General features: G+C 61.4%; 20 protein-coding genes. 5 read left to right on the forward strand and 15 right to left on the reverse strand.

Going from position 1 to position 21,903, the window contains the following annotated elements:
* Nucleotides 1-80 precede the first annotated feature (80 nt).
* On the forward strand, nucleotides 81-1,256 hold the full coding sequence (locus ACN0SD_RS02140; protein WP_417806756.1) for a lytic murein transglycosylase: 1,176 nt from the start codon (nucleotides 81-83) through the stop codon (nucleotides 1,254-1,256).
* On the opposite strand, the gene ACN0SD_RS02145 is transcribed toward ACN0SD_RS02140, so the two are convergent.
* The 5 genes from ACN0SD_RS02145 to ade form a co-directional block, all read right to left on the reverse strand.
* Nucleotides 1,253-1,939, reverse strand: coding sequence for an NnrU family protein (locus tag ACN0SD_RS02145; RefSeq protein WP_417806563.1), 687 nt, complete (start codon nucleotides 1,937-1,939; stop codon nucleotides 1,253-1,255). The genes ACN0SD_RS02140 and ACN0SD_RS02145 overlap by 4 nt on opposite strands.
* Nucleotides 1,936-2,811 (reverse strand): DMT family transporter, encoded by an 876-nt coding sequence (locus ACN0SD_RS02150; RefSeq protein WP_417806564.1) that lies wholly within the window; start codon nucleotides 2,809-2,811, stop codon nucleotides 1,936-1,938. The genes ACN0SD_RS02145 and ACN0SD_RS02150 overlap by 4 nt, the downstream gene beginning before the upstream one ends.
* Nucleotides 2,812-2,907: 96 nt before the next feature.
* Nucleotides 2,908-3,195 carry an HU family DNA-binding protein gene (locus ACN0SD_RS02155; protein ID WP_038064337.1) on the reverse strand — a complete coding sequence of 96 codons (288 nt, stop codon included), beginning with the start codon at nucleotides 3,193-3,195 and terminating at the stop codon, nucleotides 2,908-2,910.
* Between the two features lie 131 nt (nucleotides 3,196-3,326).
* Nucleotides 3,327-4,802 carry an AMP nucleosidase gene (locus tag ACN0SD_RS02160; protein ID WP_417806565.1) on the reverse strand — a complete coding sequence of 492 codons (1,476 nt, stop codon included), beginning with the start codon at nucleotides 4,800-4,802 and terminating at the stop codon, nucleotides 3,327-3,329.
* Nucleotides 4,799-6,601 (reverse strand): adenine deaminase, encoded by a 1,803-nt coding sequence (gene ade / locus ACN0SD_RS02165; RefSeq protein ID WP_417806566.1) that lies wholly within the window; start codon nucleotides 6,599-6,601, stop codon nucleotides 4,799-4,801. The genes ACN0SD_RS02160 and ade overlap by 4 nt, the downstream gene beginning before the upstream one ends.
* Nucleotides 6,602-6,703: 102 nt before the next feature.
* On the opposite strand from ade, the gene ACN0SD_RS02170 reads away from it, so the two are divergent.
* Nucleotides 6,704-7,567 (forward strand): SDR family oxidoreductase, encoded by an 864-nt coding sequence (locus tag ACN0SD_RS02170; protein ID WP_417806567.1) that lies wholly within the window; start codon nucleotides 6,704-6,706, stop codon nucleotides 7,565-7,567.
* A gap of 98 nt (nucleotides 7,568-7,665) precedes the next feature.
* On the opposite strand, the gene ACN0SD_RS02175 is transcribed toward ACN0SD_RS02170, so the two are convergent.
* The 5 genes from ACN0SD_RS02175 to ACN0SD_RS02195 form a co-directional block, all read right to left on the reverse strand.
* Nucleotides 7,666-8,847: a TIGR03862 family flavoprotein gene (locus tag ACN0SD_RS02175; RefSeq protein WP_417806568.1), complete on the reverse strand. Its 1,182-nt coding sequence runs from the start codon at nucleotides 8,845-8,847 to the stop codon at nucleotides 7,666-7,668.
* Nucleotides 8,844-9,866, reverse strand: a complete 1,023-nt coding sequence (holA, locus tag ACN0SD_RS02180; RefSeq protein ID WP_417806569.1) for a DNA polymerase III subunit delta — start codon at nucleotides 9,864-9,866, stop codon at nucleotides 8,844-8,846. The genes ACN0SD_RS02175 and holA overlap by 4 nt, the downstream gene beginning before the upstream one ends.
* Nucleotides 9,863-10,357 (reverse strand): LPS assembly lipoprotein LptE, encoded by a 495-nt coding sequence (lptE, locus tag ACN0SD_RS02185; RefSeq protein WP_417806570.1) that lies wholly within the window; start codon nucleotides 10,355-10,357, stop codon nucleotides 9,863-9,865. The genes holA and lptE overlap by 4 nt, the downstream gene beginning before the upstream one ends.
* Nucleotides 10,344-12,902: a leucine--tRNA ligase gene (leuS, locus tag ACN0SD_RS02190; RefSeq protein WP_417806571.1), complete on the reverse strand. Its 2,559-nt coding sequence runs from the start codon at nucleotides 12,900-12,902 to the stop codon at nucleotides 10,344-10,346. Before leuS ends, lptE begins: the two co-directional genes overlap by 14 nt.
* A 153-nt stretch (nucleotides 12,903-13,055) precedes the next feature.
* The gene (locus ACN0SD_RS02195) at nucleotides 13,056-13,553 is read right to left on the reverse strand and encodes a DUF3576 domain-containing protein (protein WP_417806757.1); all 498 of its coding nucleotides are present in this window, start codon (nucleotides 13,551-13,553) and stop codon (nucleotides 13,056-13,058) included.
* Between the two features lie 289 nt (nucleotides 13,554-13,842).
* On the opposite strand from ACN0SD_RS02195, the gene ACN0SD_RS02200 reads away from it, so the two are divergent.
* Nucleotides 13,843-14,847: a porin gene (locus ACN0SD_RS02200; protein WP_417806572.1), complete on the forward strand. Its 1,005-nt coding sequence runs from the start codon at nucleotides 13,843-13,845 to the stop codon at nucleotides 14,845-14,847.
* A gap of 98 nt (nucleotides 14,848-14,945) precedes the next feature.
* A complete protein-coding gene (locus ACN0SD_RS02205) occupies nucleotides 14,946-15,599 on the forward strand; it encodes a YggS family pyridoxal phosphate-dependent enzyme (RefSeq protein ID WP_417806573.1) in 654 nt (217 codons plus the stop codon).
* Here the strand turns inward: ACN0SD_RS02205 and ACN0SD_RS02210 are convergent.
* Nucleotides 15,596-16,147, reverse strand: coding sequence for a L,D-transpeptidase family protein (locus tag ACN0SD_RS02210; RefSeq protein WP_417806574.1), 552 nt, complete (start codon nucleotides 16,145-16,147; stop codon nucleotides 15,596-15,598). The genes ACN0SD_RS02205 and ACN0SD_RS02210 overlap by 4 nt on opposite strands.
* Nucleotides 16,147-17,226, reverse strand: coding sequence for a GTP cyclohydrolase II (gene ribA / locus ACN0SD_RS02215; RefSeq protein ID WP_417806575.1), 1,080 nt, complete (start codon nucleotides 17,224-17,226; stop codon nucleotides 16,147-16,149). The genes ACN0SD_RS02210 and ribA overlap by 1 nt, the downstream gene beginning before the upstream one ends.
* Nucleotides 17,227-17,368: 142 nt before the next feature.
* On the opposite strand from ribA, the gene ACN0SD_RS02220 reads away from it, so the two are divergent.
* Nucleotides 17,369-18,055, forward strand: a complete 687-nt coding sequence (locus ACN0SD_RS02220) for a response regulator transcription factor (RefSeq protein WP_417806576.1) — start codon at nucleotides 17,369-17,371, stop codon at nucleotides 18,053-18,055.
* 79 nt (nucleotides 18,056-18,134) lie between these two features.
* On the opposite strand, the gene ACN0SD_RS02225 is transcribed toward ACN0SD_RS02220, so the two are convergent.
* Genes ACN0SD_RS02225 through mutL form a run of 3 tightly spaced genes read right to left on the reverse strand, consistent with a single transcriptional unit; the run spans nucleotide 18,135 to nucleotide 21,839 of the window.
* The gene (locus tag ACN0SD_RS02225) at nucleotides 18,135-18,479 is read right to left on the reverse strand and encodes a DUF3775 domain-containing protein (protein WP_417806577.1); all 345 of its coding nucleotides are present in this window, start codon (nucleotides 18,477-18,479) and stop codon (nucleotides 18,135-18,137) included.
* A 58-nt stretch (nucleotides 18,480-18,537) separates the two neighbouring features.
* Nucleotides 18,538-19,986 carry a DNA recombination protein RmuC gene (gene rmuC / locus ACN0SD_RS02230; protein WP_417806578.1) on the reverse strand — a complete coding sequence of 483 codons (1,449 nt, stop codon included), beginning with the start codon at nucleotides 19,984-19,986 and terminating at the stop codon, nucleotides 18,538-18,540.
* On the reverse strand, nucleotides 19,983-21,839 hold the full coding sequence (gene mutL, locus ACN0SD_RS02235; protein WP_417806579.1) for a DNA mismatch repair endonuclease MutL: 1,857 nt from the start codon (nucleotides 21,837-21,839) through the stop codon (nucleotides 19,983-19,985). Before mutL ends, rmuC begins: the two co-directional genes overlap by 4 nt.
* Nucleotides 21,840-21,903 lie beyond the last annotated feature (64 nt).

Raw genomic sequence — 21,903 nt, forward strand, 5'->3', positions numbered from 1 at the left:
CCTATCTTATCCCTCTGAGTTTTATCGCGTTTTCTGGGCTGGCGGCCTGTGCAGGCTCGCCCGAATCCTCGCCGCGACCGATGGCCAAAGGGGCAACGCCCATGGCTGACGCGATCCCCGCTACCGATCCCGCGACCGAGGCGCGCTTTGAAGCGTGGCTTCGCGGGTTCAAATCGCGCGCGATGGCCAATGGCATCACCGAGTCGACGTGGAACCGCGCGATGGCGGATGTGCGCTATAATCCCAAGGTGATTGAGCGCGACCGCTACCAATCTGAGTTCACCAAGTCGATCTGGGATTACCTCGATAGCGCCGTTTCGCCCGAACGGGTCGCAAACGGTCAGCAGATGCTGCGCCGATATGGCCCGCAGTTGAATGCGATCGAAAAGAAATACGGCGTCGATAAAGAGGTCGTGGTCGCGATCTGGGGCATGGAAAGCCGCTATGGTGCGCATCGCGGCACTACAGCGATCATCCCCGCACTAGCGACGCTGGCCTATGATGGGCGGCGCGGTGAGTTCTTTGCCAAGCAGTTGATCGCCGCGCTCAAGATCATCCAGTCGGGTGATGTCGATGAACGCCATATGACCGGGTCTTGGGCGGGCGCGATGGGGCACACGCAGTTCATCCCAACCTCGTATGAGATTTATGCGGTCGATTTCACGGGCGATGGCAAGCGTGATATCTGGTCGAATGATCCGACCGATGCGCTGGCCTCGACGGCGGCCTATCTGGCGCGCTCGGGCTGGTCGAAGGGGCAGCCTTGGGGCGTCGAGGTCGCCTTGCCCGCGGGCTTCAATTACAGCCTGACCGGGAAGGGCACCAAGAAGTCGCCTGCGGAATGGGCGGCGCTGGGTGTGCGCTCGGCGACGGGCGGATCGATTGCGAATTACGGTCCCGCCTCAATCCTTGTGCCTGCGGGTGCTAAGGGGCCTGCCTTTATGATCTTCGGGAATTTCCGGGCGATCTCGCGCTACAACGCCGCCGATAGCTATGTGATCGGCGTTGGGCATCTGGCGGATCGTATCAAGGGCAAGGGGCCGTTCGTGCGGGATTGGCCGCGCACCGGAAAGCCGCTGAGCGCGCCGCAGAAGATCGAGTTGCAGGAGCGGCTGACGGCGGCGGGCTATGATACTGATGGCACGGATGGCAAAATCGGGCCGAACACCGCCAAGGCGATCGTGGCCTATCAGAAGGCCAAGGGCCTTGCGCCCGATGGCTATGCCACGCTGGAGCTGTTGCGGACTCTGCGCTAAGGCTGCGGGCTGACACCGATAACGGGGGCGTGCAGGTAATAGAGCGCGCCCCACGCGGCCACCGCTACGATCAGGCGCAGCGGCGAGGGCAGGGCGCTTGGCCGCCAGCGCCCGGACAGCAGAGCTGCAAAGGGGATCAGCGCTGTGTGCTCGCTTAGCCGCTGCCATTCGCTAGCACCCCAGACACGGCGCTTGCGTGCCTCAAGCGCGCGCATCCCCGCCCCGGTGAACAGCGCAAATGCACCAAACAAGATAACATGGGCCAAATCGCCATTGGCAATCAGATGCGCGCTTGCCCATAGCAAGATCGCCCAAAGCAGTGGTTGGCGGGTTAGCCCTGCGACGCCGGGATGGACGGGATCGAACCCGCTGGCGCGACCTTCAAAGGCGAAGGGATTAGGCGCGCCCACCCCGTAACTGCCCAGCAAAATCGCCAAAGGCATCGCGATATTGACCAGCCAGCGTGCCCAAGTGTCTTGCGGCCACAGCTCGACATAAGGCGCGCGTCCGGCGGCAAAAATCAGCCAGAACAGCAGCACGGTGGAGAGTGTGGAAAAGGCGACAATCCATCCGCGCAGGCCAAGCGTGGCCACCAATACGCCCTTGAGGCGCGGCATCGACGGGATCGCGTGCGAGGCGAGAAACGCAAACCCCGCCAGTATGAATTCGCCCCAGCCGCTCATCGCACGGCCTTTTGTTTGGACAGTTGCACGGCCAGAATACCGCCTGCAATCACCGCGACGCCCAGCGCATCATGCCAATCCAGCGGCTCGCCCAGAACGACCGCCGCAATCGCGACGCCAAAGACCGGGGTGAGGAAGTGGAACGTCGCCGCGCGCACCGCGCCGATCCGTCCAACCAGTTGAAACCAGATCCAGGTCGCGGCAAGCCCCGGCACAAGGACGGTATAGATGAAGGCGGTGGCGAGTTTGGGCGTGACATTGACTGAAATCGTCTCAGTCAGCACCGAAACCACGGCCAACACCGCTGCCCCGATCAACATCTGTACCCCCACAACCATCAACACGCCGCCCCTGCCGGAACTCGCCCCGCGCACGGTCAGCGTCGCCACCGCCAGCGCCAGCGCCCCAAAGACGCAGAGCATCAGGCCATACGGGTCCACCCCGCCTTGCAGCCGCGCGCCCATGATGATCGCGACGCCCGCAAATCCCGCGATCAGCCCGAACAACCCCAAGGGTGACAGGCGCTCGCGGAATACGATCCAGCCCAATGCGCCGACAATCAGCGGCATGGTCGAGGCGATGATCGCGGCAACCGAGGCCGCAACCGTCGTCATCGCGACCCAGTTAAAGCCTAGATACAGTGCGTTCTGGCAAATCCCGAACAGGATCGTGGCGCGCCATTGTGCCCGGTTCAGCCGCCAGCTTTGTCCCAGCGCGAGGGCCAGCACGATGCCCAAAACCCCTGAGATCAGAAAGCGGAAAGACAGCGAAGCAAGGGGCGGTGCCTGTGCCACGATGATGTGGGTCGATGTAAAGGCCGACGACCACATCAGGGCAAAGGCCAGCCCCATTCCGATTGCGCGCAGATCCATGCGTCCCCCAAAGCCTGATTGCGGTAAAGAAAAGGGCCGCCCGCGTCATTGCGCTTGCGGCCCTGTCCGTATCTTGTCCCTCGTCAATAAGAGGGATCAGGCGTTGACGCTGTCTTTCAGCGCTTTGGCCACGGTAACCTTGACTTGCTTGTCAGCGGGCTTTTGCATCTGCTCGCCGGTGGCGGGGTTGCGCACCATACGCTCGGGGCGTTCGCGGCAATACACTTTGCCAATGCCCGGCAGGGTCACGGCGCCGCCCGCTGCGACTTCTTTGGTGATCACGTCGGTGATTGCGTCCAGCGCGACCGTAGCGGTTTTCTTGTCAGCATCCATTGCTTCGGCGAGTGCAGCCACAAGCTGGGTCTTGGTCATCGGTTTCGACATATTTATTCCTCTCTTCGCCCCGCTTGGCCGGGGTCAAGTTCGTCCGCATTGCACGGTTGGTCGGCAATGTTCGACACGTTTTCATTCAGCAAGGCAAGACCTTTTCGCCTTGTTTCATGGATTTTCCTGCGTTACAGGAAGGCGGTCTCCTCAAAACTTCGCAATTTGCGACTGTGGATGCGCTCCAGCGGCATTTCGCGCAGCTTTTCCATCGCGCGGATCCCGATCAAAAGGTGATTGGAAACTTGCGAGCGATAAAATTCGGTCGCCATGCCGGGCAGCTTCAATTCGCCATGCAGCGGTTTGTCGGAAACACAGAGCAGCGTGCCGTAGGGCACGCGAAAACGAAACCCGTTCGCCGCGATCGTCGCGCTTTCCATATCCAGCGCGATGGCGCGTGACTGGCTCAGGCGATGCACTGGCCCGGATTGGTCGCGCAGCTCCCAGTTGCGGTTGTCGATTGTGGCCACGGTGCCGGTGCGCATGATCTTTTTCAGATCATAGCCCTCAAGCTTGGTAACCTCGGCCACAGCCTCTTGCAGCGCGACCTGAACCTCGGCCAAAGCCGGAATTGGCACCCAAACGGGTAGGTCGTCATCCAGAACGTGATCTTCGCGCAAATACGCATGCGCCAGCACGAAATCGCCCAAGCTTTGGGAATTGCGCAAGCCCGCGCAGTGACCCACCATTAGCCAAGCGTGGGGACGCAGCACCGCGATATGATCGGTCGCGGTTTTCGCATTGGACGGACCAACCCCGATATTTACCAGCGTGATCCCCTGCCCATCGGGCCGCTTGAGGTGGTAGGCGGGCATTTGCGGTAGTTTCGCAAGGCCGGGAATCTGGTCTTGCGGGTCGGTGATTTCTTGATTGCCGGGCGCAACAAAGCTGGAATAGCCCGATTTCGGATCGGCCAACATTTGGCGGGCCACATCCTCGAACTCATCAACGTAAAACTGATAGTTGGTGAACAGAACATGGTTCTGGAAATGCTCGGCATGGGTGGCGGTGTAATGCGACAGCCGGGCCAGCGAATAATCCACGCGCTGGGCAGTAAAGGGGGCCAGATGACCCGAGCCATCGGGGTTCGGTCCGGCCATGCCATTTACGATATCATCGTTCATCGAGGCGAGATCGGGCACGTCGAACACATCGCGCAGGCTGAAATCCAGCACGCCTTCCTGCGGCACCGTTACGTCCGGATGCGCGGCTACCGCGAAATGCACCGGCATCGGTGTATTCGAGGGGCCAATCTGCACCGGAACGCCATGATTGCGCATCAATAGGCCCAGTTGTTGGGTCAGATAATTGCGAAACAAATCAGGCCGGGTCAGCGTCGCGGTGTAGACGCCGGGCACCGCGACATGGCCAAAGCTTAGCCGGTTGTCGCTTTTGATATGCGAGGGCACGGTGATGCGCACCTCGGGGTAAAACGCGCGAAACCGCGCCACAGCGCGCTTGGAGTCCAGCGTGTCGTTGAATTTCTCCAGCAGAAAGGCCGTGGCCTCTTCGTAAAGATCTTCGAGGCGTTTCACGGCTGCAGCTGCATCGGTGAATTGCTCCGGATCGCGCGCGTCCGGGCTGAGTGTTGTCAGTGGTTCATTCATGTAAAGAGTTCCGTTAGTTCAAAGCGCGTCACGTCGACCAGCCCCAGATCCGAAATTCTGATTTCCGGGATGACGACAAGCGCGAGCAGCGAATGCTGCATGTAAGCATTGTTCAGGGTGCAGCCGCACTCGGCCATGGCTTGCACCATTTTACCGGCGCGCTCGGCCACGATGGCGGCTGGGTCATCCGACATCAGCCCCGCGATTGGCAGCGGCACGGCAGCGATTTCGGCCCCGTCTTTCCAGACCGAAATGCCACCGCCCATCTTACCCAAGGCATTGGCGCAGGCGGCCATCATCTCGCGATCGGTGCCCACGACGATCATGTGGTGGCTGTCATGCGCGACAGTCGAGCCTATCGCCATACGCCCCTTGTAGCCAAAGCCCGAGACAAACCCGTTGGTCACGCCGCCGGTGCCTTGGTGACGCTCGACCAGCGCGATCTGGGCGATATCTGTGTCGGTATCGGGGCCAACGATGCCATTTTCGACCGCGAGTTCCACTGTCAGTGCCTTGGTCGGGGCTTGGTTTTCAACCACCCCGATCACGCGGGCGGTTGCGGTGTTTGCGCCTTCGGGGGCGGTGATCTCGAAATCACTGGCAGTCAGGATTCTGCCCAAATGCACGGTATCGCGCGCGCTGTCGGGCCACTCAAAGTGCGGGCAGTCCGCCAGCAGCTTGCCATTTTTTGCGACCGTGCGACCGCGCGCGATCACATGCTCAACCGGCAGGGTTGCCAGATCCGAGGTCAGGATCAGATCGGCGCGCCGACCCGGCGTGATGCTCCCCAGTTCCCGCTCTAGTCCGAAATGGGTGGCGGTGTTGATCGTGCACATTTGCAGCGCGACCAGCGGCTCGGCCCCGCAGGCAACCGCATGGCGGTAGACCCGGTTCATATGCCCGTCATGCACCAGCGTTCCTGAATGGCAATCATCGGTGCACAGAATGAAGTTGCGTGGGTCGAGCCCCTTTTCTGTGACCGCCGTGATCTGCGTTTCCACGTCATACCACGCCGAGCCGAGCCGCATCATCGAGCGCATCCCCTGACGCACCCGCGCGATGGCATCTTCCTCGCAGGTGCCCTCGTGATCATCCGCCGGGCCGCCCGCGACATAGGCGCGAAACGCGGCCCCCAGATCGGGCGAGGCATAATGCCCGCCCACCGTTTTACCGGAGTTCTGCGTGGCGGCGATTTCAGCTAGCATCTTGGGATCGCCCGCAACCACGCCGGGGAAATTCATCATCTCGCCGAGGCCCACGATGCCGGGCCATTGCATCGCCTCGGCGACATCTTCAGGGGTGATTTCAAATCCAGTTGTCTCAAGCCCCGGCGCAGAGGGCGCGCAAGATGGCATCTGGGTGAAGATGTTGACGGGCTGCATCAGCGCCTCGTCATGCATCATCTTCACGCCCGCTAGGCCCAGCACATTGGCGATCTCATGGGGGTCGGTGAACATGCTCGTCGTGCCATGCGGGATCACAGCGGCGGCAAATTCCGCCGGCGTCAGCATGCCGCTTTCGATGTGCATATGCGCATCGCACAGGCCCGGCACCATGTAGCGCCCATTGGCTTCGATGACCTCGGTGTCGGGTCCGATGGCGGCTGACAGATCCGGTGCGATGGCGGCAAAGCGCCCCTCAGCCACGGCAAGGTCATAGCCGTCCAGTACCTCACGCGAGTGCACGTTCACCCATTTGCCGCCTTTGATGACAAGATCGGCAGGCTCACGCCCAGCGGCAACGGCAATCAAGCGCGCAGCAGCCTTGGGCCAAGATTTGATTTTGTTGTTAAGCTCCATGTCCCAGCCTGTCATTGCCCGCGCGAAGGTTCAAGAGACGTTGTGATACGTTCACGCAAGCTCTACCTAGGTCAGATGACAGTTCGGCAAAAGGGGGCCGCGATGCCCACGCTTCTTTCCATCGGACATGGCTATAGCGCGCGGACCCTCGCACCGCGGCTGCTAGCGCGCGGCTGGCGGGTGATCGGTACGACGCGCTCGGCTGACAAGGCAGATCGATTGCGTGCGCAAGGGGTCGAGCCGGTAATTTGGGACGGCGGCGCATTGCCGCTAGAGGGCGTGAGCCATCTTCTGACCTCGGTTGCGCCGGGTGAGCATGGCGATCCGGTTCTGACGGCGGCGGGCGCGCAGATTGCGCAGGCGGCGGCGCGGCTTGACTGGGTGGGCTACCTTTCGACGACAGGCGTTTACGGCGATCATGCGGGCGGTTGGGTGGATGAGGCAACGCCGCTGGCCCCTTCAACCAAACGCGGGCAGGCTCGGGTCGAGGCCGAGGCCGCTTGGGGGGCACTTGCCGCCGCCCATCGTTTGCCGCTGCATGTGTTCCGCTTGGCGGGGATTTATGGCCCCGGTCGAGGTCCGTTCGAAAAGCTGCGCAATGGAACTGCGCAGCGCATCGTCAAGGCGGGGCAGGTGTTCTCGCGTGTTCATGTGGACGATATCGCGCAGGTGTTGCTTGCCTCGATAGATCGACCCGATCCGGGCGCGGTGTATAACGTTTGCGACGATGATCCGGCCCCGCCGCAAGACGTGATCGGCTACGCTGCCGAGTTGTTGGGCCTGCCGTCACCGCCCGCTATTGATTTTGAAACGGCTGACTTATCGCCGATGGCGCGCAGCTTTTATGCTGAAAGCAAGCAGGTGCGAAACGACAAAATCAAGCGCGATCTGGGTGTCACGCTGCGCTATCCCACCTATCGCGCTGGCCTGCGCGCGCTGCTGGATCAGGCGTGTGGCGAAACGTGACGGGGGAGGGGCGCTGCCCCCCGTCGCCAGATGGCGATAATTAAGCGTCAAAGAGGGGCGCTGCCCCTCTGGCCTCCGGCCATTCACCCCGAGATATTTCAATCAGGGGAAGACAAGAGGCGGCGCGCCGCCGCGCGTCCGGCATGACGTCCCGAGGCGAGGCAGGCGGTCAGCAAATAGCCTCCGGTAGGTGCTTCCCAATCGAGCATCTCTCCGGCGGCGAAAATGCCGGGCAAGGCGGAGAGTTCCAGATCGTTACTGAGACTGTTCCACGCAATGCCACCTGCGCTGGAGATCGCCTCGGCAAGCGGACGTGGCGGGCCAAGGGGCACGGGCAGCGATTTCAGCGTAGCGGCCAGCGCCTGCGGGTCGCTTGGCAGCGGGCGGCCCCATTCCATCGCAAGCGCGAGTTTCACGGGATCAAGCTTGGCACCGCGGCGCAGACGGTTGGACAGGCTTTGCTTGGTCGGGATCGCGGCGAGGCGCTGGGCGAGGGTATCTGCGTCGATATCTGGTGCAAGATCGAGATGCAGCGGAGCGCCCGTGCGCAATTGCGCCGAGATCTGATACAGCCCGCCGCCTTCGATGCCGCGCTTTGAAATGACAAATTCACCCCGTGAGCGACCTGTGGGCGTGATCAGTGCTGCGCCTTTGACGGGCTGTCCCAGATGCGGCGTCATGTGATCGGACCACGCGATCTGAAACCCCATATTGGCGGGCTGGAATGGCGTGACGGTGACGCCCTTTTCGATCAGCCAATCCCGCCACGCGCCATCGGACCCAAGGCGGGGCCAACTCGCCCCGCCAAGCGCCAGCACGGTGACGTCGGCCTGTAAAGTCTTGCGACCGTCCGGCGTGTCAAAGACCAGCGCCGCGCCATCAAACCCTTGCCAGCGCCAACGCGTGCGGGGTGTGACGCCCAGTGCACTAAGCCGCGCAATCCACGCGCGCAGCATCGGCGAGGCTTTCATGACCTTGGGAAAGACGCGCCCCGTTGACCCGGTGAACAGATCGACACCCAAATCACGCGTGAATTGCTGCATCTCATCGGGGCCGAAGGCACGGGTGATATCGGCAATCTGAGGGTGTGAGTAATGCGACAGGAACGCATCAAGCGGTTCCTGCTTGGTCAGGTTCAGTCCCGATTTTCCCGCCATCAGGAATTTACGCGCGAGGGTGGGCTTGGCCTCAATCAGGGTCACATCAGCCCCGGCGCGCGCCAGTTCCTCGGCCGCCATCATGCCCGCAGGGCCGCCCCCGATGACCAGTGCCGTTTTCATCGCCGCGCCAACATCGCCAGCCGCATCAATGTGCGTTCGATCACCGCCATTTGCGGCGCGCGCGAGGCAGAGCGCAGGGTCAGATCAGCCTCAACCAGATCTTTGAGCGCGGTTTCCAGTTTGAACATGCCCCAGCTTTGTGCCTGACGCTGCATCTTGTCACGGCGCGGGCCAAAAATCGGCGGGCGGATGCGCGCGATTCCCGAACCGGGGCCTTGCGGGTCCGAGGCCGCCGCGTGCAGCGCGCGAAAATGGCGCAGCGCCATGATCGCCAGCAGCACCGGTTGCACGCCCTGACTTTCGAGTCGCTGGATCACCGGGCCAAGTTCGGGCGCGCGCCCCTCGGCCACGATTTCCAGCACATCATCAACGCCCGCCTCAACCGATGAGGGCGCGCAGGCGGCAACATCGGCAGGCGTCAGCGCTGTGTCGTCGCCAAATTTATACAGTGAAATTTTTTCCACCGTCTGGCGGAAATCACCGGGATCAAGCGCGCGCGATAGCGCTACGAGATCGGTCATCGCCTCAGTTCCGATTTCCCGCAGCCCCGCACGACGCAGGATATCCTCGATTTCCTCGCGTGAGGGGGGATCATCGTAAATGCCGACTGCATAGGCGCTCGAATGGCCCTCAAACGCTTTACGCAGCTTTGACTTCGCGTTGAGCGATCCGGCGGTGACAACGATACGCGCATCGCCCTCGCGCCATTGCGACAGCGCCGTGGTGATCGCATCCGACATGGTTTCGGTCGCATCTTCGAGAAAGGCGACGCGCAGGCCGGGGAAAAACCCGACCTCTTTGATTGCATCCAGCAGCAGGGATGGCGATTTGCGCAGATCGGCCCCCGCGATCCGGGTGAGGCGCATTTCTTCTTCGCCTTGTGGGCCGATCAGGGCCGCGATCACTTCTTGGCGGCGCAAGGCTACGCGCATTGCATCGCTGCCATAGATCAGCAGGCCAGCGCGGTCGGGATCGGGCTTGGCGAAATAGCGCGCCGCAGCGGCCCCGGCCAGTTTCATTGCGGCAGGCTCGAGGCTTGCGCCAGTAAACGGGTCACAATCTGATCGGCGAGAATGGTCATCAGGCGGGTATGGGCGCCTTGTTCGGCGGATTGCGTGGCAACAATGGTGCCGCTTGCCGACCACGAGGTAAAGGAATTCACCCGCCCGGTCAGTAGAACCGCATCGCTGGCCCCATCGCGCAGGGTGTAATCAACCGTGCCACTTAGCTGATAGCGCGTGGTGGCGTTGTCCGTTGAAATCCCTTGGCCCGTGGCGGTGGTCTGGATCGTGTAGCTTAGCCGATAGCGCTTGGGATTGGCCGGGCCGAGACGCTTTTGCAGATGCGTCACCAGCGCAAAGGCATCTGGGCTGTTTGGCGCATCTGGGGAGACGCCATTCAGCAGCACAGCCGCCCCACCCTGCGGGCCATAGGCCGGCGTGAAACCACAACCGGTCAGCGCCAGCGCGCCCCCGGTTAGCAGAAAGGTTCTTCTATTAGATGACCACATTGACGATGCGCCCCGGCACGACGATGAGTTTCTTGGGCTGACCACCCGCCAACGCCTTGATGACATGTTCATCCGCCAGCGCCAGCTTTTCAACCTCTTCCTTGGCCATGCCCGTGGGAACGGTCAATTCCGAGCGCCGCTTGCCATTGACCTGAATGGGCAGCGTTACGCTGTCCTCGACCAGAAGGGCTGGATCAGCCACAGGCCATTGCGCAGCAATCACGAATCCCTCACCGCCCAGCATTTGCCAGATATCTTCGGCCAAATGGGGCACCATCGGGGCCATCAACTGCGCCATCAAACGCATTGCCTCGCGTTTCGCGCCTGCACCTGCCTTGGATTTCGACAGCGTGTTGCTCAGCGCGTAAAGCGCCGCGACCGCTTTGTTGAACGTGAATCCCTCGATAGAACGCGTCACCTCATCAATCGCCTTATGCGCCGCCTTTAGCAGCGCCGCATCCTCGGCCGCATCGGCAGGCGCGTCGGAGCCGGCGATCTCGTCCGCGATTCGATGCACGCGGTTGAGGAATTTCGATGTCGCCTCGGCTCCGGCTGCCGTCCATTCCACGTCACGCTCGGGCGGGCTGTCAGACATCACAAAGAACCGCGCGGTATCAGCGCCGAACGCGGCGATGATATTCATCGGATCGACGACGTTCTTCTTGGATTTCGACATTTTCGCCGAGGGGATGATCTCGACAGCTTCGCCGGTGGCCTTCAGCTTCCCGTCTTCGACCTCTTCGGGAAGGTGATAGACAGGGCGGCCTTTAGCGTCGCGCGTCTGATAGATCTCATGCGTGACCATGCCCTGCGTGAACAGCGCATTGAACGGCTCGATTGCCTCGGGGGGTAGATGGCCAGTTTTGGCCATCGCGCGGGCAAAGAAGCGCGAGTAGAGCAGGTGCAGGATCGCATGCTCAATGCCGCCGATATATTGATCAACATTCATCCAGTAGGCGGCCTCCGTCAGATCGGTCGGCGTGGCCGCATGTGGCGAGGTGAAGCGCGCATAATACCACGACGAATCGACGAACGTATCCATCGTGTCGGTTTCACGTTTCGCGGGCGCACCGCATTTCGGGCAGTTGCAGTCTCGCCAGCTCGGGTGACGATCCAGCGGGTTGCCGGGGATCGAAAAATCAATCGGCGTGCCGTCTTGATCATAGGGCAACTCGACGGGAAGGTTCTCTTTCTTCTCAGGGACCACGCCGCAGGTCTCGCAATGCACGACCGGAATCGGGCATCCCCAATAGCGTTGGCGCGACAGGCCCCAATCGCGCAAGCGGAACTTGGTCACGCCTTGGCCAATGCCGTTCTCTTCGCAAGTTGCGATGGCCGAGGCCACGCCTTGTTCGCCGGTTTGCACTTCGTCGCCCGCGAAGCCGCGGGTATAGCGGACCTTCTCGGATTTCAGCGGCACGAATTCGGCGATCGGGTAGTCGCCCTCGAGAGGTTCGAACACCGGAACGATGGGCAATTCGTATTTCGTCGCGAATTCGAAATCGCGCGCATCATGGGCCGGGCAGCCGAAAATCGCGCCGGTGCCGTAATCCATCAGGATGAAATTCGCGATCCAGACGGGCAGCTCGATCTCGGTATTGAGCGGGTGGCGCACGGTGATCCCGGTATCCATCCCCAGTTTCTCGGCGGTCTCGATGGCTTCTTCGGTGGTTCCACCGGCCCGGCATTTCGCGACGAAGGCGGCGATCTCGGGATTGTGACGTTCCAGATGCTTCGCCAAGGGGTGATCGGGCGAGATCGCGGCGAAACTTGCGCCCAGCAGCGTGTCGGGGCGCGTGGTGTAGACCTCAAGCGATTCGAATCCGTCGGGCGCACCCTTGGTCGAAAACGCGAATTGCAGACCGCGCGACTTGCCGATCCAGTTGGCCTGCATCAGGCGCACCTTTTCCGGCCAATCCTTGAGGCCGTCCAGCGCATCCAGCAATTCCTCGGAGTAATCCGAGATCTTGAAGAACCATTGCGTCAGCTCACGCCGCTCAACCGCAGCACCAGACCGCCAGCCCTTACCGTCGATCACCTGCTCATTGGCCAGCACGGTCATGTCGACCGGGTCCCAGTTCACCACCGCGTTCTTGCGATAGACCAGACCCGCAGACAGCATGTCGATGAACATCGCCTGCTGCTTGCCGTAATATTCGGGATCGCAGGTGGCGAATTCGCGCGTCCAGTCCAGCGAGAAGCCGAGCGGACGCATTTGGTCCTTCATGTCGGCGATATTGCCGTAGGTCCAATCCTTGGGGTGGCCGCCCCGCTCCATCGCGGCGTTTTCAGCGGGCATCCCGAACGCATCCCAGCCCATCGGATGCAGCACCGAATACCCCTGCGCCATCTTATAACGCGCGACCACATCGCCCATCGTGTAGTTGCGCACATGGCCCATGTGGATGCGCCCCGAGGGGTAGGGGAACATCTCGAGCACGTAATATTTCGGGCGGGCCGGATCATGGTGCGCGGCGAATAGCTGCGCTGCGTCCCAGGCTTTTTGCCATTTCGCTTCGCTTTGGCTTGGTTCGTAGCGCGACATATCTGGGCCCTCATCGGTCATATTCTGCGCAGGCTTGCTACACCGCGCGCGGGGGCAAGGTCCAGCCACAGCCGTCATCTGGACATAAATATCCCCGCCAGAGGCAGGCTCGGGCGGGGGATATTGAAAACCGTCTATCTTAAAGCGGGCTGCTTACAGCTTCGAATCACGAATCCGAAGTTGGCGGGCGCGGGTCAGGATCGCGTCTTCGACCGCGCGCTGCGTATCGGCTGAGACCGGACCACTGCGTGAGCGCAGCGACACTTTCAACGACCGCGCATCCAGCGCCGGATCGGTCACATAGACCGTCGCCATATACGCACGACCGCCACCCGGAGGCGTGCCATAACCCGTCACGATCACGCCCGAGAACGGATCGACCTCTTGGATGGGAAGGAAATTGAGCACGTCCAGCGACGCCTGCCAAAGGTATTTGTTCACCTCGACGGTGATGTTGGGGTCAGCTGTATTGCCAAACAGATCCCAAATCTTGGTCTGCTTGCGCGCGTTAACCTCATTCGTTGGCTGCTTTGCCTTTGCGGTGTCTTCCGGGCTTGCCGAGAAGAGTCTACCACTAGAGGTGCCACCGCAGGCGGAAAGTGCAAGGCTAAGGCCAAGAGCTGCGGTGATGTGCAAAAGACGTCTGCTGATCATGAGGCGCTGTCCCTGTCGGCTCACTAGAGTTGGTTGTCTCGTCTCTAGCCTATGCCCCCCAGAGCGACAAGGTTTTTCCGGCACTGAACTGTTTTCCATGCAAACAAGGGCCTGCAGGTCGCGAAACCGACTGTGACATGTCTGCACCATCCTGCGGGGCTTTGCTGCGCGGCCCGCGCTTTGAGTTGCAATGAAGGGCGCTTGAGAGGAAAACAGCGTCATACCCAGTTCGGACTTCCCCGGAGTTGGGGGTTACCTTTAGTTTAAAAGAAGATGAGGGAAAACGATGAAAAAGGTTCTCTTCGCGACAACCGCTCTTGTGCTTTCGGCTGGCTTCGCGTCCGCTGATGTGACTCTGTCGGGCTATGGTCGCTTTGGTCTGCAGTATAACAGCAAGCCTGGTGTTACTTCCGGTTTCATTCTGGGTGCTCCCGGTGTTGATAAGTCGAAAGCCACTGTCGAAACCCGTATGCGCCTGAACATCGACGCTTCGACGGAAACCGACGGCGGCGTGACCTTCGGTGGCCGCATTCGCGTACAGTACGACAATGGCAAAGTAGACTCCACAGTCTCCCCTGCTCTGATGTATGCGACCTACGGCGGTTTCCGCATGGAAGTCGGGAACGCAAACACCGCGCTTGACTCGGCTCCGCTGGTTTACGGTTCGGAACTCGGTCTGGTTGACTCGTCGTTCGGCGACATTCGTTCGAGCTTCTACGCGTTTAACTCGGACTGGTATGGTGCTACCGGCGCATCGCTCTCTACGACGTCAACCACCGTCAACAGCGATCGTATGGGTGTTTCGGCATCCTACTCGATGGGTGGCTTCAGCGGTATGCTGTCGTATATCACCCCCGATCAGGCCACTTCGTCGCTCCGCGCATCGTACGGCGCTGGTGTGAAAGCTGAATCGTCGCTGTATCTCGCATATGCTTCGGGTCCGCTCACCGTTGCTGCGGCTGGTACCTGGAACGCTGCTGGCGTTGACGGCAACGATATCGCCTTCATCGGTGCGGCTTACCAAGTCAACGACGCGATCAATCTCGGCCTGAACTACACCGACGAAGCTGGCGTTCTTGGTGAAACCGTTGTCGGCTACGGTAGCTACACGATGGGCGCAACCACCTTCCGTGCTTACGTTGCCAACAACACTGCGGTGGCGAACCTGAACGACACCGCTTACGGTATCGGCGCTGACTACGACCTCGGTGGCGCGACCCTCAAGGGTGGCATCCAGTACGGTTACGCAGAAGAAACCGTTGCTGACTTCGGTGTGAAATTCGCATTCTGATCTTTCGCGACAAGATGACGGAAAGAGCGGGCCTTGTGCCCGCTCTTTTCTTTTGCGCGCCAAGCGTGTTTTCTGCGCGCACTATATGGAGGCGCAAAATGGCATTGGCCGAAATCAAGGACCGCATCACACAAGCCGAGACCCGCGCCGGGCGCGCGCCCGGATCGGTGCAGCTGATCGCCGTGTCCAAAGTGCAGCCGAATGAACGGGTCGAGGCCGTGCTACGCGCGGGCCACCGCCTTTTCGGCGAAAATTACGTGCAAGAAGCGCAGGGTAAATGGCCCGCTTGGCGCGCCGAATTTCCCGGCTGCGCAGTGCATATGATCGGCCCGCTGCAAAGCAACAAAGCCAAACTCGCCGTTGAGCTGTTTGAGGCAATCCACACGCTCGACCGCCCCTCGCTGGCGAAAAAGCTGGCCGGGCTGGCGCAAGCGCGCGGTGCGTCACCCGATCTGTTCGTGCAGGTCAATACCGGGAGCGAGCCGCAAAAGGCAGGCGTGCTGCCCGACGATCTGGATCGATTCGTCACGGATGCGCAGGGGCTGGATTTGCCCGTAAAGGGCCTGATGTGCATTCCGCCCGAGGGCGAAGATCCCACCCCCCATTTCGCGATGCTGGCCCAGATGGCCGCGCGCAACGGGCTGGATCAACTCTCGATGGGGATGAGTTCGGATTTTGAGGCAGCGATTGCGGCGGGGGCGACTCACGTGCGGGTTGGGTCAGCCATTTTCGGCGCGCGGGATTATTCCTAGGCTTTATCGCGAGAGGCGAGGGCGGACCGGGGCGCTGCCCCGGACCCCGGAGTATTTGTGGCTAGATGAATGGGAATATCGAGCGCCTCGCCGGGCGTGATGCGCTGCGCGATCCAGATCAGGTGATCGCGGCGAAAAGCAAGACAGCCCGCCGTGGGATAGCCCGCGCGGCGGCGCTGATGCAGGAAGATCGCTGAGCCTTTGCCGGGTTGCGCATCTGGGTAGTTCCAATCGGTGACAAGCACGATATCATAAAGCGGATCGGCGCGGCGCAGGGGCTCGTGGCTGGCGGCGAAGGGCGCGCTGACGTGCTGGTTGTAATCGGGGTGATCGGGCGCGTCGCACCACAGATCGCGCGGGCCAATCGCCTCGGCCCAGTCTTGCGGTGCGGACAGGCGATCGGCGCGGTATAATATGCGCACGACGCGCAGGGTGCCGGTGGGCGTGGCACCATCGCCTTCGCGTTTGTGCGTGGTGATACCGCCGCGCCCGATCTGCACCGGAAAGCGGCGGCCCCGAAACCGCAGCCCCAAAGGCGTTAGGCGCATCACAGGATATGCCCCGATTTCGCCGCCTTGGTCGCAAGGTAGCCCGCATTGTGGCGGCTCATCCCAACCTTGAGCGGCACGCGCTCGGTCACGTCGATGCCATTGGCTTGCAGCATCGTCACCTTGGCGGGGTTGTTGGTCAGCAGCCGTACCGCGCTAAAGCCCAGCTTTTTCAGCAGCGCGGCGCCGATGCGGAAATCGCGTTCGTCGTCTTCAAAGCCAAGTCGGTGGTTCGCCTCGACGGTGTCAAAGCCCTGATCCTGCAAGCTGTAGGCACGCATCTTATTGGCCAGCCCGATGCCGCGCCCCTCTTGGTTGAGATACAGCAGCACCCCCGCCCCCTCATGCCCCATCCGGGTCAGCGCTGCATCGAGCTGCGGGCCGCAATCGCATTTCAGCGAGCCCAGCACATCGCCGGTGAAACAGGCGGAGTGGAGCCGCGCCAGCACCGGTTTGCTGCGGTCGGGCTTACCGATCTCGACGGCGTAATGCTCTTCGCTGCCATCATCGGGGCGGAAGATATGCAAGCGGCCTGCCTCGGCGGCGCGCAGCGGCACGCGCGCTGCGGACACGGGGGCAAAGGCTTGCGGGATATCGGCGGCCTGCAGCGCGTCTTGAACGGTGATCGTGGTCAGGTCCGGCGGTGAGCTGTGCGGTAGGGCGACGATCAACGCTGCGGGCAAAAGCTGCGCCGATTTCGCAAGCCGGATCGCGGCGCGGGCAAAACCGGGATCGCCACCGCGTTCGGCTTGCAGCGGCCCTTTCATCGGCACGCGCAAATCATCCGCCGGATCGGCTAGCGCGCGCAGCCAGCCGAGATCTGCGTCCTTTGGCACCGCGATTCGCGCGATATCTTCGTCATAGACACGCGCCTTAAGCGTTTGCGCCCGCCGGGCCGTTAGCACCAGCGTCAGCGGGCCGAGCGTGCTCAAAGCAGCCAGCCGCTCGGGGCTGAGGGTTTCGATCGCCACCGCAAGCCCGTGACCGGCCAGCACAACAGGCACCCCCATGCGTAAATCTGCGCGGGCGCGGTTGAGCCGTTCAGTCGGGCTGGGGCCAAGGGTAAATTCTGGTTTCATCGTCTTCCAGATAGCCTTGACTGTAACAAATTGAAATAACCAAGCGCGTTTCGACACGAGCGCGTGAGATAGGTTTCACTACCCTTGCCATATGCGTGAGAGGGTAACAGCTATGCTTTAAATGCAATCGGAGGCAAAGAAGATGGCATCGTTGAAGAAAATTCTATTGGTGGATGATGATACTGACCTGCGGGAGGCTTTGTCCGAACAACTGGTCGCAACCGATGACTTTGAGGTTTTTGAGGCCGAGAATGGCCATGATGCCGTCGATAAGGCGAAAGCGGCGCTTTATGACCTCGTCGTGCTGGATGTAGGCCTGCCCGATACAGACGGTCGCGAGCTGTGCAAGAAACTGCGCAAGCATGGCGTGAAATGCCCGATCATCATGCTGACGGGGCACGACACCGACGCTGACACCATCCTCGGGCTCGATTCCGGGGCCAATGATTACATCACAAAACCGTTCAAATTCCCGGTGCTTCTAGCGCGGTTGCGCGCTCAGCTACGCACGCATGAACAATCGGAGGATGCCGTCTTCCAGCTTGGCCCGTATACGTTCAAACCGGCGATGAAGATGCTGGTGGATGAGAAGGATAAAAAGGTCCGTCTGACCGAGAAAGAAACCAATATCCTCAAGTTCCTCTATCGCGCCACCGATGGCGTCGTGCCGCGCGATGTGCTGCTGCATGAGGTCTGGGGTTACAACGCGGGGGTCACGACCCACACGCTGGAAACCCATATCTACCGTCTGCGCCAGAAGATCGAGCCCGATCCCTCAAATGCGCGCCTGTTGGTCACGGAATCAGGTGGCTATCGCCTCGTCGCTTAAAGCATTCTTTGTCAGTGACTCCCAGTGTGACGAGCAACCTCAGCGGTCCCTCAGGGGGCCGCATTTCTCGTCGTGGGGGTTAGACAGAGGGGTCAATTTCTTCTTGGGCCTCTTCAAGGCTGATGCCTAGGGCGCTGAGACCGTCTTCCAGATAATCCGCCAGCATGGGGACGCCCAAAAGATAATCCTCGGTGGGGACAGTGGCCTCGGCGCGGGCGGTGTTGATGGCCTCTTGCAGTTCCGATGCGTCAAAGGTCTCGCGTCCGATCCACATTACGGCCGTAAGCGAGGCTTGTTCGTCCTCGTTCATCGCCGAGATGAAACCCCGCAATTCGCGGGCATGGCCAGATCCGGGCACGTCGGCGTCGTATTTGCGCGCGCGCATGATGACAGTCGCAATTTTGGCCGGGCTGATGTTAAGCATGGTCCCTCCGATTTGGGGCATTTTCACCCCGACGCACGGTTTTCGCAAGCGGCAAAGCTTATTCTTCTTGCGTAAAAGCCGGGGCCGAAAGGGGGCGGGGCTGGCCATCGACCAGCGCGGGCGTTTCCAACTGGCCCTCGTCGGCGACCACGCCCATCGCCTCGAATTTGCGTGCCGAGGGCAGCACGCGGCTTTCAAGCGACCCCACAGCCTTGTTGTAGCTATCCACTGAACGGGTCAGCGCCTTGCCCACAGCGTCGATATGGCCGCCAAAGGTCTTTATGCGCTCATACAGATCCTGCGCAGTCTTTTGTACCTCGACCGCGTTTTTCGCCATTTTCTCTTGCTGCCAGCCATAGGCAATCGCCTTAACCAGCGCCATCAGCGTTGTCGGGCTGGCAATCAACACTTTGTTCTGAAATGCATATTCTATCAGGCCGGGATCAGCCTCGGCAGCGGCGGCGACAAAGGTTTCGCCGGGAATGAACATCACCACGAAATCGGGGGTTTCCGCAATCTGCTGTTGATAGGCTTTCGAGGCGAGCATTTTGACATGCTGGCGCACCTGTTGCGCGTGACGGTTGAGTGCTGCGTTTTGCAACTCGGGCGTCGCGGCTTCCAGCGCGTCGAGATAGGCCTCAAGCGGAGTTTTCGCGTCCACCACGATACTTTTGCCGCCGGGGATATGCACGATCGCATCGGGGCGGCGCGCGCCCTCGTCGGTATTCATGTGATGTTCAAGATGGAAATCGACATTCTCGGTCATGCCGGCCATCTCAAAGACCTGACGCAACTGCATCTCCCCCCAGCGCCCGCGCGTTTTGGGCGCGCGAAGCGCCTGCACCAGCTTGCGGGTTTCCTGACCAAGTGAGGATTGCCCCTCGGCCAGCGCGCGCACCTGTTGATGGATCGCGCCATATGCCTCGTTGCGGGCTTTCTCGATGGACTGGATCTGCTCGCCAAACTCGTTGAGACGCAGATTGAGCGGTTTAACCAGATGCTCGATTGCCTCGCGGCGGCGGTCCAATTCATCTTGCGCGGTCTTTTCATGGGCTTTGAAGCGCTCGCTGACCAAGCTGAGGAAGGTCTCGGAGTTCTTTTGCAAAACCCCCGAGGCGACCGATGAAAACCGATCCTCGATTTCCTTTTTCATGCCGCGCAATTCATCAAGCCGCGCCTGATGTTCCCGTTGCAGGCTGTCATAGGCTTCGGATTTGGCGATGCGAGCACGGTATTCGGCATTTAGCTGATCCCGCGTGCGGTTAAGCTCGGTTTCCACCTCATGCAGGCGTTCGGCGGCCGCCTCGGACGCGGCCAGCGCCTCACGCAGGTTTTGCGCCTCATCGCGATAGGGCATGGCATCGGTCAAGTCTGCCCGCGCTTCGGCAAGATTGCGGCGCGCGGAAAGCCAGAGAAACGCCAGCACCAAGACCAGCGCGCACGCTCCAAGCAGCCCCTGAACCAGCGGATCGTTCAGGTCCAAAGTGATATTTCCGATCTGGATCATGTGCGGCCAAACAGTCTTTCGATGTCGCTTAGGTTCAGCTCCACATAGGTGGGGCGACCGTGGTTGCACTGGCCGGAATGGGGTGTCGCCTCCATCTGGCGCAACAGCGCGTTCATTTCGTCAGCGCGCATCTGACGACCGGAGCGGATCGAGCCGTGACAGGCCATGCGCGACAGCACGGCTTCAATCCGCGCCTGCACCAACTGGCTGTCGCCCAGATCGGATAGCTCATCCAGCACATCGCGCAGCAGCGCCTCGGCGTTGATTTCCCCTAGAACGGCGGGAGTTTCGCGCACCGCAACGGCAGAACCGCCGAACGGGTCGATGCTAAGGCCAAGTTGGCCAAGCGCCTCGGCATGTTCCAGCAACAGCGCCGCATCCCCGGCGGACAGTTCGACGATTTCGGGGATCAGCAGCGCCTGAGCGGGCACACCGTTTTCGGCCATCTGCCGCTTGAGCTTTTCATAGACCAGCCGCTCATGCGCGGCGTGCTGATCGACAATCACGATCCCGGTTTCGGTTTGCGCGATGATGTAGTTTTCATGCACCTGCGCACGCGCGGCACCCAGCGGTTTTGCCACCAGTTCGGGGGCATCGGGCGCTGGGGCTAGTTCGGCACGCGCGGAGGGCGCGTAGTCAAAGCCGGGGGCGCTTTCCTCGAATGCTGGGGCTTGCCAGTCATACGAGGCGCGCGTCGCACCAAGGCTGGGCCGATCCATCTGATAAATGCGCGGCGGCTGCCCTGCGGCGGGTTCAGGGCGCATCGCACCAAGGGTCGCATCGGCCACGGTTGAAGACGCCCGGTGTCCCGCCTGTGCAAGCGCGTGGCGCAGACCCGTCACGATCAGCCCGCGCACCGTGCCCGCCTCGCGAAAGCGCACCTCGGCCTTAGCGGGGTGCACGTTCACATCAACCCGTTCGGCGTCACAGGTCAGGAACAGGCAGGCTGCCGGGTGACGGTCACGCGACAGGAAATCCATATAGGCGGCACGCAGCGCCCCGGTCAGTTGCTTGTCGCGCACCGGGCGGCCATTGACGAACAGGAACTGTTCCACTGCCGCGCCGCGCGAATAGGTCGGCAGCGCCGCATAGCCAGTTAACTGCACGCCTTCGCGTTCGGCATCGATACGCACGGAATTGTCCGAAAATGCCCGTCCGATCACCCGCGACAGCCGGGCGGCGAGGGCATCGAACAGCTCTCCCTGCTCACCATCGACGCGGAAGATCTCGCGCGATTTGTCGCCCGAAATATCGGTGAGGGTAAAGCTGACATAGGGTTCGGCCATCGCGAGACGCTTCATCACATCCGAGATCGCCTGCGCCTCGGCGCGATCGCTGCGCATGAATTTGAGCCGCGCAGGCGTGGCGTAGAACAGATCGCGCAGTTCGACCACGGTGCCTTGATTCAGCGCGGCGGGTTTCACCGGGCCGATGGCACCGCCCGCGACCGTGATTTGCGCCGCGTCAAAGCCTTGCGGGCGGGACGTGATCGTCAGCCGCCCAACTGCGCCAAGTGAGGGCAGCGCCTCGCCGCGAAAACCGAACGTGTGGATATTCAGCAGATCCGAGCCGTCGATTTTCGATGTCGCGTGACGCGACAGCGCAAGCGGTAGATCATCGCCCGTCATCCCACAGCCATCGTCGCACACGCGGATCAGCGTCTTGCCGCCATCGCAATAGGTGACGTCGATGCGCGAGGCTCCGGCATCCAGCGCGTTCTCGACCAGTTCCTTGACGGCGCTGGCCGGGCGTTCGACCACCTCGCCCGCCGCGATGCGGTTGGCGGCAGCATCGTCGAGCTGGCGAATGACGGGGCGCTCATCCGCGCCTATATTGCGGTTGTGCTGGTTCATGCCACCAGAGATAGCATAGCGCGCGGCCCAACCCAACAGATTCGCGCGCCTTATCCCCAGCGAA

The sequence above is a fragment of the Thioclava sp. genome, from assembly GCF_048263065.1.
Lineage (GTDB): Bacteria > Pseudomonadota > Alphaproteobacteria > Rhodobacterales > Rhodobacteraceae > Thioclava.

Excerpts from the sequence above, each read along its gene's own strand:
- ACN0SD_RS02140 (WP_417806756.1), top strand. The coding sequence starts at position 81 with ATGGCCAAAGGGGCAACGCCCATGGCTGACGCGATCCCCGCTACCGAT.
- ACN0SD_RS02145 (WP_417806563.1), bottom strand. The coding sequence starts at position 1,939 with ATGAGCGGCTGGGGCGAATTCATACTGGCGGGGTTTGCGTTTCTCGCC.
- ACN0SD_RS02150 (WP_417806564.1), bottom strand. The coding sequence starts at position 2,811 with ATGGATCTGCGCGCAATCGGAATGGGGCTGGCCTTTGCCCTGATGTGG.
- ACN0SD_RS02155 (WP_038064337.1), bottom strand. The coding sequence starts at position 3,195 with ATGTCGAAACCGATGACCAAGACCCAGCTTGTGGCTGCACTCGCCGAA.
- ACN0SD_RS02160 (WP_417806565.1), bottom strand. The coding sequence starts at position 4,802 with ATGAATGAACCACTGACAACACTCAGCCCGGACGCGCGCGATCCGGAG.
- ade (WP_417806566.1), bottom strand. The coding sequence starts at position 6,601 with ATGGAGCTTAACAACAAAATCAAATCTTGGCCCAAGGCTGCTGCGCGC.
- ACN0SD_RS02170 (WP_417806567.1), top strand. The coding sequence starts at position 6,704 with ATGCCCACGCTTCTTTCCATCGGACATGGCTATAGCGCGCGGACCCTC.
- ACN0SD_RS02175 (WP_417806568.1), bottom strand. The coding sequence starts at position 8,847 with ATGAAAACGGCACTGGTCATCGGGGGCGGCCCTGCGGGCATGATGGCG.
- holA (WP_417806569.1), bottom strand. The coding sequence starts at position 9,866 with ATGAAACTGGCCGGGGCCGCTGCGGCGCGCTATTTCGCCAAGCCCGAT.
- lptE (WP_417806570.1), bottom strand. The coding sequence starts at position 10,357 with ATGTGGTCATCTAATAGAAGAACCTTTCTGCTAACCGGGGGCGCGCTG.
- leuS (WP_417806571.1), bottom strand. The coding sequence starts at position 12,902 with ATGTCGCGCTACGAACCAAGCCAAAGCGAAGCGAAATGGCAAAAAGCC.
- ACN0SD_RS02200 (WP_417806572.1), top strand. The coding sequence starts at position 13,843 with ATGAAAAAGGTTCTCTTCGCGACAACCGCTCTTGTGCTTTCGGCTGGC.
- ACN0SD_RS02205 (WP_417806573.1), top strand. The coding sequence starts at position 14,946 with ATGGCATTGGCCGAAATCAAGGACCGCATCACACAAGCCGAGACCCGC.
- ACN0SD_RS02210 (WP_417806574.1), bottom strand. The coding sequence starts at position 16,147 with ATGCGCCTAACGCCTTTGGGGCTGCGGTTTCGGGGCCGCCGCTTTCCG.
- ribA (WP_417806575.1), bottom strand. The coding sequence starts at position 17,226 with ATGAAACCAGAATTTACCCTTGGCCCCAGCCCGACTGAACGGCTCAAC.
- ACN0SD_RS02220 (WP_417806576.1), top strand. The coding sequence starts at position 17,369 with ATGGCATCGTTGAAGAAAATTCTATTGGTGGATGATGATACTGACCTG.
- ACN0SD_RS02225 (WP_417806577.1), bottom strand. The coding sequence starts at position 18,479 with ATGCTTAACATCAGCCCGGCCAAAATTGCGACTGTCATCATGCGCGCG.
- rmuC (WP_417806578.1), bottom strand. The coding sequence starts at position 19,986 with ATGATCCAGATCGGAAATATCACTTTGGACCTGAACGATCCGCTGGTT.
- mutL (WP_417806579.1), bottom strand. The coding sequence starts at position 21,839 with ATGAACCAGCACAACCGCAATATAGGCGCGGATGAGCGCCCCGTCATT.